At 51.2% G+C, this 16116-nt stretch carries 14 protein-coding genes; 12 read left to right on the top strand and 2 right to left on the bottom strand.

Annotated elements, in window-relative coordinates; all coding sequences use genetic code 11:
* Positions 1-239 precede the first annotated feature (239 nt).
* From AC4G46_RS19820 to AC4G46_RS19780, 9 genes are all read left to right on the top strand, one after another.
* Positions 240-1199 carry an ABC transporter permease gene (locus AC4G46_RS19820; protein ID WP_491124215.1) on the top strand — a complete coding sequence of 320 codons (960 nt, stop codon included), beginning with the start codon at positions 240-242 and terminating at the stop codon, positions 1197-1199.
* A gap of 38 nt (positions 1200-1237) precedes the next feature.
* On the top strand, positions 1238-2740 hold the full coding sequence (locus tag AC4G46_RS19815) for an extracellular solute-binding protein (protein WP_491124214.1): 1503 nt from the start codon (positions 1238-1240) through the stop codon (positions 2738-2740).
* An 88-nt stretch (positions 2741-2828) separates the two neighbouring features.
* Positions 2829-3755, top strand: coding sequence for a pectinesterase family protein (locus tag AC4G46_RS19810; protein WP_491124213.1), 927 nt, complete (start codon positions 2829-2831; stop codon positions 3753-3755).
* 40 nt (positions 3756-3795) lie between these two features.
* Entirely contained in the window at positions 3796-4962 is a 1167-nt protein-coding gene (locus AC4G46_RS19805; RefSeq protein WP_491124212.1) for a glycoside hydrolase family 88/105 protein, read from the top strand.
* The gene (locus AC4G46_RS19800; protein WP_491128936.1) at positions 4949-6310 is read left to right on the top strand and encodes a glycoside hydrolase family 28 protein; all 1362 of its coding nucleotides are present in this window, start codon (positions 4949-4951) and stop codon (positions 6308-6310) included. The genes AC4G46_RS19805 and AC4G46_RS19800 overlap by 14 nt, the downstream gene beginning before the upstream one ends.
* A 13-nt stretch (positions 6311-6323) precedes the next feature.
* A complete protein-coding gene (locus tag AC4G46_RS19795) occupies positions 6324-7226 on the top strand; it encodes a dienelactone hydrolase family protein (RefSeq protein WP_491124211.1) in 903 nt (300 codons plus the stop codon).
* 419 nt (positions 7227-7645) lie between these two features.
* Complete coding sequence (locus tag AC4G46_RS19790; RefSeq protein ID WP_491124210.1) at positions 7646-9217, top strand: glycoside hydrolase family 43 protein; 1572 nt, start codon at positions 7646-7648, stop codon at positions 9215-9217.
* Positions 9218-9372: 155 nt separating this feature from the next.
* Positions 9373-10359 carry an aldo/keto reductase gene (locus AC4G46_RS19785; RefSeq protein WP_491124209.1) on the top strand — a complete coding sequence of 329 codons (987 nt, stop codon included), beginning with the start codon at positions 9373-9375 and terminating at the stop codon, positions 10357-10359.
* Between the two features lie 455 nt (positions 10360-10814).
* Positions 10815-12020: an IS4 family transposase gene (locus AC4G46_RS19780; RefSeq protein WP_491124208.1), complete on the top strand. Its 1206-nt coding sequence runs from the start codon at positions 10815-10817 to the stop codon at positions 12018-12020.
* Between the two features lie 239 nt (positions 12021-12259).
* Here the strand turns inward: AC4G46_RS19780 and AC4G46_RS19775 are convergent, their stop codons facing one another.
* Together AC4G46_RS19775 and AC4G46_RS19770 are read right to left on the bottom strand one after the other, a co-directional pair.
* Entirely contained in the window at positions 12260-12901 is a 642-nt protein-coding gene (locus AC4G46_RS19775; RefSeq protein WP_491124207.1) for a DUF5071 domain-containing protein, read from the bottom strand.
* Positions 12902-12929: 28 nt separating this feature from the next.
* Positions 12930-13151 (bottom strand): hypothetical protein, encoded by a 222-nt coding sequence (locus AC4G46_RS19770; RefSeq protein ID WP_491124206.1) that lies wholly within the window; start codon positions 13149-13151, stop codon positions 12930-12932.
* 237 nt (positions 13152-13388) lie between these two features.
* On the opposite strand from AC4G46_RS19770, the gene AC4G46_RS19765 reads away from it, so the two are divergent.
* The 3 genes from AC4G46_RS19765 (at position 13389) to AC4G46_RS19755 (ending at position 16074) form a co-directional block, all read left to right on the top strand.
* Positions 13389-14225, top strand: a complete 837-nt coding sequence (locus AC4G46_RS19765) for a DegV family protein (RefSeq protein ID WP_491124205.1) — start codon at positions 13389-13391, stop codon at positions 14223-14225.
* Positions 14226-14431: 206 nt separating this feature from the next.
* On the top strand, positions 14432-14794 hold the full coding sequence (locus AC4G46_RS19760; RefSeq protein ID WP_491124204.1) for a hypothetical protein: 363 nt from the start codon (positions 14432-14434) through the stop codon (positions 14792-14794).
* A gap of 260 nt (positions 14795-15054) precedes the next feature.
* Positions 15055-16074: a S66 family peptidase gene (locus AC4G46_RS19755; protein ID WP_491124203.1), complete on the top strand. Its 1020-nt coding sequence runs from the start codon at positions 15055-15057 to the stop codon at positions 16072-16074.
* Positions 16075-16116: the final 42 nt, after the last annotated feature.

The raw sequence follows: 16116 nt of genomic DNA, 5'->3' as shown, positions 1-16116 counted from the left end.
GAGGGATAAATTACGTATATAATCCGGGCATGAGGTGTTGGGTTTACCGCCGGAATAGGTGCCTTGGTCAGCCCATAATCATTATCTTACCCTGTAATCATCATAGGAGGTCAAAGAGGCAGAAACACTGCAGCCATAAGGGTTTCGACCACGGTAGTCACATAATGATTATATACGTAACGCCGGAAATTCTTTAGTCTAGGGAGCGTAATCCCCGAATGACCAAAGGAGGCTGACAAGTGAAAGTTTCAAGCGTCACCGCACCATCAAATCTGAATCTGGAAAAGAGGAAAGGCAGCGCGTTCCTGACCGCAGTAAAGAAATACAAGCTCTTATATCTGATGATATTGCCCGGACTGGTGTACTTCATCATATTTAAGTACCTGCCGATGGGCGGACTTGTAATAGCGTTTCAGAACTATCAGCCGTTCCTCGGAATCACGGGCAGCGAATGGGTAGGATTCAAGCATTTTATCCGGTTGTTTACGGAGCCGACCTTTATGATGCTGCTGCGCAACACGCTCATCCTGTTCGCGCTGAATATTGTGATTTTCTTTCCGTTGCCGATTATCGTCGCTTTAATGTTAAATGAACTTAAGAACCGTCATCTCAAAAACTGGATTCAGACCATTGTGTACATCCCCCACTTCATGTCATGGGTTATCATTGTATCCATTACCTATGTATTCCTGACTGTGGACGGCGGGGTCATCAATGAAATGATCGCAAGCATGGGCTTCAAAAAAATCAGCTTCCTGACCTCACCGGAATGGCTGCGCACGATCTATATCGGCCAGATCATCTGGAAAGAGCTCGGCTGGTCTACGATCATCTATCTGGCTGCTATTACTGTAGTAGATCCTCAGCTCTACGAAGCTGCGGAAATGGACGGCGCTGCCCGTCTGCGCAAAACCTGGCATGTGACACTGCCGGCCATCCGTCCAGTTATCATCACCCTGCTGATCCTCAAAATCGGCAGCACGCTGGATCTTGGCTTTGAACATATGTATTTGCTGCTCAACTCGCTCAACCGCGAAGTGGCCGAAATTTTTGACACCTACATTTATACGGCGGGCTTGAAGAACGGCCAGCTCAGCTTTAGTACCACGGTAGGCTTGTTCAAAGGCGTAGTCGGTCTGATTCTCGTAATGGCCTCCAACAAGCTGGCCAAAAAAATGGGCGAAGACGGCGTTTACTAAGGCAGTGCCAATTAATCTACTTTTAAAGGAGAAGAGTTATGAAGAAAAGATGGGTCAGTATGCTTGCCTGCGTTACCGTGCTTTCCACTTTGCTGTCGGCGTGCGGAGGAGATAATGAAGCAGAGAAAAACGCTGCCGTAGCAGACGAGAATGCGCCGCTGGAATTAACCTGGCTGAACATTCTGCACACAGCCTCCCCGCCGACTGATACAATCAAGAAACTGCTGGAGGAGTATACCAATACCAAAATCACCTTCAACTGGGTACCCGATGCTTCCAAGGAAGAACGGATCACAACGGCGCTGGCTTCCGGCGAGCTGGCTGATATTGTAACCTTGACCATGATGACCAACTCCTCGGTGCGCAGCTCGCTGAAATCCGGACTGTTCTGGGATGTGGGCCCTTACCTTGATGACTATGATAATCTGTCCAAAATTTCGCCGGAAGTTCGTGAAGCCGCATCCATTGAAGGCGTTCTGTACGGCGTACCGTTCCAGAAGAACCTGGCCCGCTCCGGTCTGATCATGCGCAAGGACTGGCTGGATAAGCTGGGCCTGCCGGTTCCGACTACACTTGATGAAGTGTATGAGGTGGCAAGAGCATTTACCGAGGATGATCCGGACGGCAACGGTGTAGATGATACAACCGGCTTTGGTGACCGTAACGATCTGAAATACAGCAGCTTCAAAACACTGAGCTCCTACTTTGGCACACCGAACGGCTGGAAAGTGGATGAGAGCGGCAAGTTCACTCCGGAATTCGATACGCAGGAATATATGGACACCTTGAACTTCTCCAAGAAGCTTTATGAAAACGGATACTTGGCGCAGGACTTTGCCGTTACAGCCAAAACCGACCAGCAGCAGCAATTTGCACAGGGTAAAACCGGGATCTACACCGGTATGGTCGATATCTCCAGCCTGAGAACGCTGGCCCAGGATCTGCAGGAAGGCCTTGAGCTTGTGCCGATCAACAAAATCTCGAACGGTGACGGCGAATACCACATCTGGTCCGAAGGCAGCGGCGTCGGCGGTCTGATGGCATTCCCGAAATCCGAGGTTAAAACCGAAGCCGAGCTGAAAAGACTGCTGCAGTTCATCAATGATCTGATCGATGAAGAAGCATTCATGCTCATGACCGGCGGTATTGAAGGCACGCACTATGAATTCGATGAAAACGGCGCTTATAAAGTCCTTAATACCGAGCTTTGGCAGGCAGATGTGCAGCCTTTCTCCTCCAGCAGACCAAGCGAAATCTCTTATACGCTTAAGGATGCCAATCCGGAGAAACAGCTGGCCAACGAACTGATTCGTGAAAATGACCAATATGCCGTGTTTGATCCGACTGTGCCGCTCGATTCCGCAACAAACAACGAGCAGGGTACGGAGCTTGCGAAGATCATCACCGATGCTACATTTAAGTACATCATGGGTCAGGCGACTGAAGCTGATTTCAAAAAAGCGGTACAGACCTGGAAGGATTCCGGCGGCACTAAGATTACTGAAGAGTATGAAGCAGCGTACAAGCTGACTCAGAAGTAAGACTTTAAGACCTGCTTCAAGTTTGGCGAGCCCACCCGCACCGGGTGGGTTCGTTGTGCAGGATATACGGGATTTGAGGTGATAAAGAATGAAGCATATGGTGATCAGCAAGACCGGCGGAGGTGATTACAGCTCTGTACAGGCCGCGGTGGACAGCATACCGGAAGGAACGGGGGACGTGACTGTCCTGCACATTGAAGCCGGAGTTTATTATGAGAAGCTGCGCATCAATAAACCGGATCTGCGGATTATCGGCAAAGGCGAGGTTAGATTCGTTTACGATGATTATGCGCGCAAGCCGGGCATTGAAGGTACGCCGATGGGCACTTTTGCCTCATGCAGCACTTACATTACCGGTGATAATATCACGGTTGAGAATATTATTTTTGAAAATACAGCCGGCAGCAGCGATGAGGTCGGCCAGGCGGTAGCGCTCTATGTCGATGCCGACAAGGTGTCATTCAGGAGCTGCACCTTTCTTGCGGCCCAGGATACGCTGTATCTGGCGAAGCCCAAGGAAGAAAAGGTGAACCGGAGCGGGCGCAATTATTTTGAGCATTGCCGGATTACCGGGGATATCGATTTTATTTTCGGCTCGGCTACGGCCTATTTTCATGAATGCGAAATCACCAGCCTGAATCTTGGCAAGGAGATTAACGGCTACGTTACGGCTGCCGCTACTCCAGAAGATAAGCAGACAGGCTTTGTGTTTCATAAATGCCGGCTGGTCAGCGATGCGGCCGAAGGCACTGTATACCTGGGAAGACCGTGGCGCGACTTCGCTCAGACTGTGTTTCTCGATTGCTGGATGGGCGCACATATCCGCCGTGAGGGCTGGAATGACTGGGACAAGGCCAGTGTGTGGCAAACCGTACATTACGGGGAGGCCGGTTCTGAGGGACCTGGAGCACAAGCGGACAAGCGGGTGGGCTGGTCTAAGCAGCTGCGTGGGAGCGAGCTGGAGCGGTTTACGCCGGAGGCCGTTTTTGGCGGGGATGCCGGCTGGATCCGCTGAAGGCTGGAGGGATTTTTTTACAATAAGAGGAGGGTGCAAAGTGGGAGAGAAATGGGCTGTAAAGACGGCGGATACGCTGATGGAGCGTCTGCCGAGACTGTACGAGGATAAGGGCTACAACGGCAAATGGTCATACGATTACGGTGTGGTGTTAAAGGGCTATGAGCTGCTGTGGAAGCAGACGGGTGAACGCAAATATTTCAATTATATCGCTGACAATATGGACTATTTCATTCAGGAGGACGGCAGTATCCGCGGCTACCGCAAGGATGAATACAACATTGATCATATCAATAACGGCAAGCTGCTGTTTACGCTGTATGCAGAGACCGGACTTGAAAAATATAAGCTGGCCGCCGCTAACCTGCGTGATCAGCTGCAGACTCATCCCCGGACTTCGGAGGGAGCTTTCTGGCATAAACAAATCTATCCGTACCAGATCTGGCTCGACGGGCTGTATATGGGTTCGCCGTTCTATCTGGAGTATTTGATTACTTTTGAGGAAGGGGCAGATTTGGGTGATGTAACGAAGCAGTTTATCCTGTGCGAAAAGCATACCAAAGATCCGGTAACCGGACTGCTGTTCCATGCCTGGGACGAAAAGAAGGTTCAGCCATGGTGCAATCCTGAAACCGGACTGTCCGAAAATTTCTGGGGACGATCGATGGGCTGGTATCTGATGGCGCTTGTGGATGTGCTGGAAATACTGCCGGAAGATCATGCCGACTATGCCGAGCTGGTGCGCATTCTGCGGGATACCCTTGGTGTGTTAAAGAACTATCAGGATGCGGGAGCAGGCGTGTGGTATCAGGTCGTCAATCTTGGGGAGCGCAAGGGCAATTATCTGGAAGCATCGGCTTCCAGCATGATCGTGTATGCAATAGGCAAGGGAATCCGGCTGGGCGCTCTGGATAACAGCTGGACTGAGGCGCTGGACCGCGCTTACACCGGGCTGATTGCCGAATTTGTGCTCGTAACGAAGGAAGGCCGGGTTAACCTGAACAAAAACTGTCAGGTAGCCGGGCTCGGCGGTGCAGACAAACGGGACGGAACGTATGCGTATTACATTAGCGAGCCGATTATTACGAACGACCAGAAGGGGCTGGGGGCATTCCTGCAGGCTTGTGCGGAGTATGAGCAGTTGAGAGCAGGCTCCGGCGATTCCGGGCTTTCCGGACAAGGAGGTTCCCATGCTGCAAATGTATAACATTACTGATTACGGTGCACAGCGGGATAGCGGAGTTCTCGCAACTTCAGCGATTCATGAGGCGATTGCAGCGGCCAGTGAAGCCGGCGGCGGGACAGTGTATGTTCCGGCAGGCCGTTTTTTAAGCGGGGCTATTATTCTGCGGAGCAATATCGAGCTGCATTTAAGCCCGGGGGCCGTGCTGTCCTTCAGTTCAGATCAGAGTGATTACCCGGTGGTAGAGTCCAGATGGGAAGGCGTCCGGCAGCAGGTCTATGCTTCCTGCATCTATGGCAGTGACCTGGTCAACATCTCCATCACAGGCAGCGGAACGCTGGACGGCAACGGCGGACCGTGGTGGGATGTGTTTCGTAACCGCCGGGAGGAGCTGGCATATCCGCGTCCGAAGCTGATCAGCTTTGACCGCTGCAGCCGGGTGACGATCAAGGATGTTACGCTGCTCAATTCACCGAGCTGGACGGTTAATCCGATCGAGTGCAGCAATGTCACTGTGGACAATGTATCAATTATCAATCCGGCCGATTCCCCGAATACAGACGGTATCGATCCCGAGTCGTGCAGCGGTGTGCGGATCAGCAACTGCAGCATTGATGTCGGAGACGACTGCATTGCCATAAAGGCGGGAACCGAGGATACGGCAGAGCGGATTCCGTGTGAAAATATTACGATCACGAACTGCACTATGGCTCACGGCCACGGTGCTGTAGTGCTCGGCAGCGAGATGAGCGGCGACATCCGCAATGTCGTCATCAGTAACTGTATCTTTAAGGAGACTGACCGCGGGATCCGCATGAAGTCGCGGCGCGGCCGGGGCGGAACGGTCGAAGATATCCGCATCTCCAACATTGTCATGGATCATGTGCTCTGTCCGTTCACGATGAACCTCTATTATTTCTGCGGCCCGCGCGGCAAGGAGAAATATGTCTGGGACAAAAATCCGTATCCCATTACGGAAGAGACGCCATGCTTCCGCCGGGTTCACTTTGCCAACATTACCGCCCGCAATGTGCATGCCGCTGCCGGGTTCCTGTACGGGCTGGCTGAGCAGTATGTATCCGAAGTAACCTTCAGCAATGTTGATATTTCCATGGCGGAGAATGCGGTGCCGGGCCATCCGGACATGATGACCGGCATGGAGAATATGAATAACCGCGGATTCTACCTCGGCAATGTACGGGACGTGAAGTTCCATCAGGTGACGGTCGAGAATCATGAGGGACCAGCCTTCTATATTGAGAACGGGGAAGAGGTCGAGCTGGTTAGCTGCCAGTCGCGCAATACACGCAAGCCGGAGCAGCTGGAAGAGCGGGTAACGCTTACTGGAGCTGATCTGAATCTTAAGGGATAGGACGGTGCTTAAGATGAGTAATCAAAAAATTCCTTTGGAGTCGCTGCTCGGCGATCTGCCGGAGCATGGTCCGGGACCGGTTGAAGCGGTGCTGCTGAAGCAGGAAATCCATGACGGCTTCCGCATGGAATCATTGCTGCTGGATTTGAACGGGCTGGAGAAGGTTCCGGCGACGCTTGTGAAGCCGCTGGAAGGTGACGGGCCGTTCCCTCTGGTGCTGTTCAACCATTCGCACGGCGGGAATTACACGAATGGCCGCAAGGAGCTGCTAAGCAGCAGTTCTTATCTGCAGTCGCCTTCCTTTGCCAAGACGCTGACAGATATGGGCTATGCCGTCTGCTGCATTGATATGTGGGGCTTCAATGAACGCGGCGGCAAGGCCGAGAGTGAGCTGGTGAAGGAAATGCTCTGGACGGGCAAAGTCCTGTGGGGCATGATGCTCTATGACAGCCGCCGTGCGCTGGATTACCTGTGCAGCCGTGAAGACATTGACACCGGGCGGATTGGCACCATCGGCATGTCGATGGGCGGGCTGATGGCCTGGTGGCTGGCGGCGCTGGATGAGCGGGTTAAGGTAACGGTTGATATTTGCGGACAGGTAGATGCCCAGACGCTGATCGATAAAAGAGGCCTGGATCATCACGGCTTCTACTCCTATGTTCCGGGGCTGCTCAAGCATTTCACGACGCTTGAGATCCAGCAGCGGATCGTTCCGCGGCCGCGGATGAGCCTCAACGGCCGCAGTGACCGGATGTGTCCGGCTGAGGGTGTAAGGCTGCTGGACGAAGGCTTGTCCGCAGCCTATGAGGCTGCCGGCAAACCGGAGCACTGGCGCAATGTCACGGCAACGGGCGGGCATATGGAGACGCTGGAGATGCGTGTGGCCTGGCAGGCTTTTTTGGCGGAGCATTTGTAGCTTTGGTGCGGGGCTGTTGTAGAGTGATTATTGTCTGCTGATTAAACTACTAGGTTAGGCGCTGCACAGACTGCTGTGGAGATCACTGAATTGGTAGCCTGAGCGGGTACCAAATGGCTACTGGGGTGACTGCTGAGTGACTGCTGAGTGACTGCCAAGTGCTGCTCCGGCAACTAGTTGGATTTTCGCCATTTAATCAGCCGATTAAGCTGGATTTGAGGTATTTAGTTGGAAATTCGCCATCTAATTTGGACTAAATCTCACCCTAGGGGCACCTTCGGCAGAAATAAATAGCTTTTTTACACCTAATTCCCTTTAATCGTTGTTTGATGAAAAAATAGATGGCGAAAATCCACTTAGTCTGGTTAGCGCACTACTTATATATCGTTGTAGAAGATCATTGGAAGGTGGAACAAGCTATGACTGCAATCATCCGTAATCCGGTACTGCCGGGATTTAATCCGGACCCGTGTATTTTGCGTGTAGGGGATACTTATTATATTGCTGTTTCGTCGTTTGAATGGCTGCCGGGGGTGCGGATCTATTCATCTGCTAATCTCGCGGACTGGGAGCACTGCACCGATATTCTTACCTCGCAGGTCGATCTGCGCGGTAATCCCAAGAACTGCAGCATCTGGGCGCCGCAGCTGAGTTATCATGATAATCTGTTCTACCTGCTGTATACGGATGTCAAAAGCACCAAACGCCCGTTCAAGGACTGCCACAATTACCTGATGACGGCGCCATCCATCGAAGGCCCTTGGTCAGAGCCGGTCTATCTGAACAGCAGCGGCTTCGATCCTTCCCTGTTCCATGACAGCGACGGCCGGAAATGGCTGCTCAATGCCTTGTGGGACTACCGCATTCTGGAGGGCAACAAATCCAGCGGTATTGTGATTCAAGAGTATGATGCCGCTGCGCAGCGGCTGATCGGCGAGCCGGCCAAGCTGTTTGACTGTACGCCGCTGAAGAAGACGGAAGCGCCGCATATCTACAAGCAGAACGGCTATTATTACCTGATCACTGCCGAAGGCGGAACAGGCTCGGGCCATGCCGTTACTGTAGCCCGCTCGCGGGAGCTGGCCGGTCCTTATGAGGTAGACCCGCTCAACCCGATGCTCACCTCCCGTAACAATCCGGATCTGCCCTTACAGTGTGCCGGACACGGCAGCCTGGTGCAGACGCCGGGCGGTGAGTGGTATATGGCCCATCTTTGCACCCGTCCGGTGGATGGCAAGTACGCCATACTGGGCCGAGAGACAGCGCTGCAGCAGGTGTACTGGGATGAAGCGGGCTGGCTGCGCCTTAGCGCCGGCGGCAATGAGCCGCAGCTTACGCTTCCTGCTCCAGAGGGCGTGACTGTAAGCGGGACTGGACGCAGTACAGTGTTCGAGGACCGCTTCGACGGCCCGCAGCTGAAGAAGACATGGAACACCTTGCGGATTCTGGCGGACGACAGCTGGTGTTCATTCACAGCAAGACCCGGTTATCTCCGGCTTACTGCCGGTGAATCTGTTCAGAGCCTGTTCAGCCATCATATTCTGGCAGTACGCCAGAGTGATATAAGCTTCCGCGCGGAAACGGCGCTGGAATATCAGCCGCAGAGCTATTTGCAGATGGCCGGCCTGCTGCTGTATCTGAATGAGGACAATTATCTTTATGCGTATATCTCACATGAGCAGGGCCAGGGCAGAGTGCTGCGACTGATGAAATGCGAAGCCGACAGCTTCAGCTATGAGCCTGCGGCTATTGCTTTAGACGGGCAGTCGCCGGTACAGCTGGCTGTGTCCGTTGAAGGGGCTGCGGGACAATTCTATTACCGTATCAGTGGTACGGAGGAATGGACGGCACTGTACGAGCCGCAAGAGCTCGGCTTTCTGTCCGGCGGCTTCACCGGCAACTTTGTCGGCATCGCCGCTCACGACATGAACCAGTTCGCCGGCAGCTATGCGGATTTCTCGTATTTCCGCTATGAGGGCAGGGATTTGTAAGGCCAATCAACCAGCATAGGCTGAAAGAGTAATAGGAGAAGGATGGACGGCCGTGCAGCCGCTCATCCTTTTTTTGCTTTTTACCGGTGAGCGGAGTAATCTGATTATCGGAAAAGCCGTTTGTACAATTATGCTCAGGAGAGGCGGAGAGGATAATGAATATCAGAACACTGGGACGTGAAGGCCTGGAGGTATCGGCGCTTGGACTCGGCTGCATGGGAATGTCTGATTTCTACAGCGGACGGGATGATCAGGAGTCGGTACGGACGATTTACCGTGCTTTTGATTTGGGCATTAATTTTTTGGATACGGCGGATATGTATGGCGTCGGGCGGAATGAGGAGCTGGTAGGACAGGTGGTCAAAGGCCGCCGTAACGATGTCATTATCGCCACCAAGTTCGGCAATGTGCGCAGCAGTGACGGAAGGATGCTTGGCATCAACGGCCGGCCGGAATATGTGAAGTCTGCCTGTGATGCCAGCCTGCGGCGGCTGGGCGTCGATCATATCGACCTGTACTACCAGCACCGGGTAGACCCGAATACGCCTATTGAGGAGACTGTAGGCGCGATGGCTGATCTGGTTCAGGCGGGAAAAGTCCGTTTTCTCGGCTTGTCGGAAGCCGGAGCGGCTACCATTCAGCGTGCACACCAGGTACATCCGATTACAGCGCTCCAGACGGAATATTCACTTTGGAGCCGGGATGTGGAGGATGAGATCCTGCCGGTCTGCCGTGAGCTCGGTATCGGCTTTGTGCCGTACAGCCCGCTTGGCAGAGGCTTTCTTACCGGGCAGATCCGCACGTTTGAGGATTTAGCTGAGGATGATTACCGCCGCAATTCCCCGCGCTTTCAGGGCGGGAACTTCAACAAGAACCTTAAGCTAGTTGAGCGGATTAAGGAAATTGCGGCTGAACAGGAGGTTCAGCCGTCACAGCTGGCTTTGGCCTGGCTGCTCGCCCAGGGCGATGACATCGTGCCGATCCCCGGCACCAAACGGACAAAGTACCTGGAAGAGAACGCCGGTGCATTGTCGATCCGTCTAAGTGACGGCGACCTGGAGCGTATTAATGAGGCAGCACCCAAAGGCAGTGCAGCCGGAACGCGTTATCCGGAGCAGGAGATGAGAAGCGTAAGCCTGTAACGCATCTGAGGAGCAGGAATGGCTCTTTAACGTATAGGAACAACGAAAAAAAGATGATTCCGGTATTGCGGAGTCATCTTTTTTTGCCGAGAGGTCATGTACATGTCTGAATAATGCGAACTATGGCGAAAAGCTACGGCTATCCCGAATACAAGGCCACAATAAACCTCTCTAAGTGTAAAAACGCCATCTAATTCCCCGCTAAACCCCGCTATCGAAAATCTAGTTGGAAAAAGGCCGCTTAATTCCGCCGAAATTGCCTTCAAGCCGGTAAATAGCCCGAAATAGGTGGTGATTTTCCACTAGACATGCGGCAAACCTAACATAAATTTTTTTGAAATAGTTAGCTAATTATGGATAAAAAAGATGAGTTTACTCTGGTGAAAAATGAAAAAAGCCCTAATGTAGAGAGAGTAGGCAGGTTACCCACATCTCTCCACAAAAGGAGCTAATCCATGGGTAACATATCGCAAAATTCAGTTTTACGCAAGTACTTACAGCATTTAATGTTACATTCTTTTCGTTGTCCATTCGCAGATCATTATTCGAAAAAACTTACCGTTGGGGCCGCGATTACCCTTTTTGTAGAAGCTCAGTTGCAGCAGAGGCGGACTCTTTCCGACATTGTGCTCCATTTGGAAACGAATGCAGAGCTTCAGGACATTACCGGACTCACGACCATTCACGAATCGACCTTGAACCGCAAGCTCGGCACCATCCCTCTTGCTTATCTCGAGTGGTTGTTTACCGATCTTGTTCAGGAATTAAAATTGCGAAAAGCGGAAGCCAAGGGCATCAAGCATCTTGGAAAGTTAGCACCCGTCGATTCAACGAGCCTTTCGCTACCCAAAATACTCGGCGATTGGGCGTTTTATCAAAATAAGACCAAGGGTGTCAAAATCCATACGCGGCTGCTTTCGCTGGAAGCAGGGTGTCATTTTCCGGATGAGATTGTCCTTTCCACTATCGGTGTGTCGGATCAACAAGCGGTCAAATATCTGGTTGTGCCTGGAGAATTCACCTACATTTTCGACCGTGGCTATGTGCATTACGGAAACTTCAGAGAATGGTCGGAAGGGACGGTGCTTTTTGTAGCCCGGATCCGTGCAAAAACAAAGTACACCGTGCTGACCGAACATCCCATTTCGGGTAGCAGCAATATTACTCGGGACGCTGACGTTGAGATTCTGGATAAAAAATCGGGCCAAACGTTTTGCGTTCGCCTTGTACAATTCCAAGATAAGCATGGAAAAATCTACGAGGTCATCACAAATCGTCAGGATCTTTCAGCCGAAGACGTTGGTGAAATTTATCGCTGTCGCTGGCAAATTGAGCTGTTTTTTAAATGGATCAAGCAGCATCTGGCCACCGTAACGTTCCATAATCACCACCCCCACGCAGTGTGGGTCCAATGTTACATCGGAATCATTACGGCGCTACTTTGTCAGCTCATCCATTTAGAAGTGCAGTCCACCCTAAGTGTATGGAGCATGCTGCGAAAGATGAGGTATTACGCCATGAAAGACTGGGATGTATTTATTGAAGCGCTGAATCGTGAACCGACTCGTCGTTCTAAAGGTCGGCAAAAGATCCCTAAGCCCGCAGAAACTCCAGAACAAACGAAAGAGAAACGAGCGACGGTAAAGATAATTCTCAGATAACAAACATGATATACCATTAATTGGTAACTAACCCTACGTTTTAAGACGCCACTGTTCTTTTTTCATTGAGTCTATAAAACTAACTGTAAAATTATTACTTTTGGTTTAATTTAGCTCTCATGTAAGTTTGTATGCATGTCTAGTGGTGATTTTCCAACTAATCGTTGTGGAGGACGAGAAATACAGAAACTAAGTGGCGAAAATCCAACTAGATCGTTGGAACTTGAAGTCGGATAAGTCTATTCCATCATTCTGTTTATCGTTGCTGCTATTTCTTCGTGACGGCGGAGCAAATTTTCCAGCTCCCATTTCTGCCCATAGATTTCATTATTGTAATTGAGGAGATGGTTCATCATTTGTGCAGGATCGGTGCCAAGAATGTGCAGCCGCTCATTTTCCATTGTCTGATATAAATTCCTTTGTTCAGCTGTGAAACGGTTCAACAATCCCTCCGTATCGCTCAGCTTTGTCTCCAGCAGGACGGCGGCAGCAGTTTTTGTAATCAAACGATGTTTCCAGAGCATCTCAACAGCCAGCAAGTCAGTATCTTCATAAACGTCCGACGCCTGTGCCAGTTTTTGTATAGATGACGATAAGACTGATACTAATCCGCTGTCCCACTCATTCATTAAATAAGCCAGGATATTGTATATCCAGATGGAATCGTTCCGCAGTAAGAACACTGCCTCAATATGAGGGACAGTATGAACCTTATACTTTTGAAGCAGATCAGCAACAGCAGCTGCTACAGGCCAGTTCATATCCTGCACCCATTCCAAAAGCTCAGGGATCAGCGGTATCACCTGGGATTCCTCCAGGCCGGACAGCCGTTCAATACTCTTGAAATCATGTTTATCTGTTGGCAAATTAGCTATATTCAAGCAGGCTGCCCCGTTCCTGTAACATATATTATTGTTCCGTCTGTCCTTTATCCTTCGGAGCCACCCGTGCCGGGCGGCTGACCCAGTTGCTGCGGTTCATCGGCTTAACAGCGTCAATCCGCGGATTAACCGGCTCCTGGACATTTCCGTCAGGTGTCTCTGATCTTGCCGCGACTGCTTCCGGATGCTGCCGTTTTTGAAGGCCTCCGCCGTTATGCTTGCCCCGGTTCCATACTCTGTTCTTGCTCACTTGCTACACTCCCTTTTTAGCTGATTTATACACCATATCACATCAGGAAAAGGTTAGAAAGCACCGGACGACCGCAAACCGCTATATATTATTGTCACTATTCAGGGTAATAAAGGGAATCATTCCAAAATGTAATGCATAAGCACAAAAGCTCAATTTTGACAAGTTATAAAATGTACTATTGATAATCCGGTCTCCTGTCTATAATGATATAGAATTTGAAAGGAGAGCACCCTGATGGCCATCAAGATAATTACGGACAGCGGTTCCGATCTGCCCCTTGAGTATGTTGAGAAGTATAATGTGACTATTGTTCATCTGCCGGTTCATTTCGGGCATGATCTGATGCCTAAACACACGGAGACCAAAGCCTTTTATGAAATGATGCGTGAGTCCAAGGAGCTGCCGACAACGGCCAGCCCAAGCCCGCAAAGTTTTCTCGAAGCATTCAAGGAGGTGGAGCCGGGCACGGATATCATGGTTCTCTGTATGTCCTCCAACATCAGCAGCACTTATCAGACAGCCACGATTGCCAAGGAGATGTATGAGGAAGAAGGACATCCGAACGCGATCGAAGTTATAGATACCAAAAGATTTTCCGGAGGGCTGTCACTTCTTGTGGCAACGGCGGCGCGTCTGTCACTCACCAGCAGCCTGGCCGAACTGAAGGAAAGCGTACTTAAGCAAGTTGAAGAAACTACAGCCTATTTCACGCTGGATACTTTAGAAAACGTTATAAAAGGCGGACGCTTGAACCGTTTGTCTGGCGCAGTAGCGTCTGTACTCAACATCAAGCTGTTGCTGAAGATCAGCGATGAGGGCAGAGTTGAGGTTGTAGAGAAGACACGCGGTTTACCTAAAGCGCTGAATCTGCTGTTAAGCAAGCTCGACGAGAAGCAGTATGATTACGAGAAAGCGGCGATTGCCATTGTTCACAGTAACTGTGAGAAGCTGGCGCTGGAGATCAAAGCACGTATTCTCGAAAAACACCCCTTCAAAGAGGTGGTATTCTCCAGCATGGGCCCGGTTATGGGGACGTATGCCGGTGAAGGCGGGATTGGAGTGGCTTTTTAAGCTGCGGCTGGGTCTGCTATGCATAGTATTTAAAGCTCGTAAAACCGTACCTGGCCTGCTGCCGATGTGCGGTTTTTTGGCGTGGGCGGAAGCAGTCAATATCCGGATACGGCTGTGCGCTGGACAACGGGACGGATTCTCCAAAGACACCATCATATAGGCATCTGCATAGAATGGAGCAAATCCAATAACGGAGGTAGGATGCTATGTCGACATATAATGCCGGCCAGACGGCTACAGTAATCTATCAGGCAGATCCGGCGGTTGTGCAGCATTTACATGGGGTTCGCGAGTCCCTGCATCATTCCTGTAAACCCTATTTAAATCATAAGGTGAAGGTTCAGACTCTCGACGGAATGACGCATGAAGGCACCATTGCCGGAATGGACAGCAAAAATATGTACCTGATGGTCACAGTCACGATGGACACGCCGCGCGGATTCTATAACCCTTATTACAAGCCGTACCCTGGGCCGGGTTATCCTTATCCGCCTTATCCGGGTCCTGTTAACAACAATGTCATTCTGCCGCTGGTACTGTTCGAGCTGCTTGCTATCTCATTGATCTGAGTGATGGTTTTGGTATGAAAAAAAGGCATGATCCGCGTTGCTGCAGCGTTGCAGGATAACCGGTCATGTCTTTTAATGTTATGAAGAGCTACTCTGGTTGGTGCGGCTCGGCCAGTGTACTCCCCGTAAGCAGAATTATTCTGCTTTTAGGGTGAGGCGGTAAGGTGATAAACTGGAAGGAACCGTAAACATAGGCTTAGTGTACCATTTTCCAGGCCGGTTTACAGATATAGGGCTTGCCAATCAAGGGAGGAATCGGAATGATTACATATCCAATGCTTAAACCGGGAGCGGTTATAGGTGTAACTGCTTCATCGTTTGGCGCGGACGAGCAGCACCGGGAGCTCTTTGACGAGGCTGTGGGGCGGATGAAGGAAAGAGGCTACCAGGTGAGTCTCGGACAGACGGTGTATAAGCATGACAAAGCAAGATCTGCTCCGGGCAGGGAGCGGGGGATGGAGTTCAACGGGATGATGCTGGACGAATCGATCGGTCTGATTATTCCGCCATGGGGCGGCGAGCTGCTGATTGAGATGCTGGAGTTTATTGATTTTGACCAGCTTAGACCCAAATGGGTGCTGGGATTCTCCGACATTAGCCTGCTCCTGCTTGCAATCACCTTGCGCACGGGCATAGCTACCGCACACGGCCCGAGTCTCGGGGATTTGCGCGGAGAGAAAACCGATGAGACGAGCGTCATGTGGCAAAAGGTGCTCTCAACCCCGCCCGGCTGCAGCATTGCACAGCAATCCTCACAAAAGCATCAGGGAGCAGGAGCAGCAGCGGACAGCCCGTCGCCATACCTGTTTAACCTGAACACTCCAACCATATGGAAGAGCGTATCGGGCCAGGATGTTTCACTAAAGGGCCGTCTGCTCGGCGGCTGTATTGACATTATCCGGCATATCATCGGAACGCCGTATGGCAATGTGCAGCACTTCAGCCGGCATTTTATCCAGGGGGAGCCGATTCTGTGGTATCTCGAAAACTGTGAGCTGAATACGGCGGATCTCCGCAGATCTCTTGTACATATGAAATATGCCGGCTGGTTTGACAATTGCTCGGGGATTCTGTTCGGGCGGAGCGAGGGCAATCAGCCGCTGTACGGGTATACCACAGAGGAAGTGTACCGGGATCTGGCAGAGGAGCTGCAGCTGCCGGTTCTTTATGATCTGGATTTCGGTCATGTTCCGCCTCAGATGACGCTGGTTAACGGTGCTTATGCCGAGGTAGAGGTGACAGGGGGACGGGGCACATTGAAACAATATTTCCATGGATAGCCAATCCATTGTATAGGCATCAAAAAAAGAGACAGCTGGTGG

It is taken from the genome of Paenibacillus sp. fava2, from assembly GCF_058313675.1.
This window is presented reverse-complemented; position numbering and strand designations above follow the sequence as displayed.

Excerpts from the sequence above, each read along its gene's own strand:
- AC4G46_RS19815 (WP_491124214.1), top strand. The coding sequence starts at position 1,238 with ATGAAGAAAAGATGGGTCAGTATGCTTGCCTGCGTTACCGTGCTTTCC.
- AC4G46_RS19810 (WP_491124213.1), top strand. The coding sequence starts at position 2,829 with ATGAAGCATATGGTGATCAGCAAGACCGGCGGAGGTGATTACAGCTCT.
- AC4G46_RS19795 (WP_491124211.1), top strand. The coding sequence starts at position 6,324 with ATGAGTAATCAAAAAATTCCTTTGGAGTCGCTGCTCGGCGATCTGCCG.
- AC4G46_RS19790 (WP_491124210.1), top strand. The coding sequence starts at position 7,646 with ATGACTGCAATCATCCGTAATCCGGTACTGCCGGGATTTAATCCGGAC.
- AC4G46_RS19785 (WP_491124209.1), top strand. The coding sequence starts at position 9,373 with ATGAATATCAGAACACTGGGACGTGAAGGCCTGGAGGTATCGGCGCTT.
- AC4G46_RS19780 (WP_491124208.1), top strand. The coding sequence starts at position 10,815 with ATGGGTAACATATCGCAAAATTCAGTTTTACGCAAGTACTTACAGCAT.
- AC4G46_RS19765 (WP_491124205.1), top strand. The coding sequence starts at position 13,389 with ATGGCCATCAAGATAATTACGGACAGCGGTTCCGATCTGCCCCTTGAG.
- AC4G46_RS19760 (WP_491124204.1), top strand. The coding sequence starts at position 14,432 with ATGTCGACATATAATGCCGGCCAGACGGCTACAGTAATCTATCAGGCA.
- AC4G46_RS19755 (WP_491124203.1), top strand. The coding sequence starts at position 15,055 with ATGATTACATATCCAATGCTTAAACCGGGAGCGGTTATAGGTGTAACT.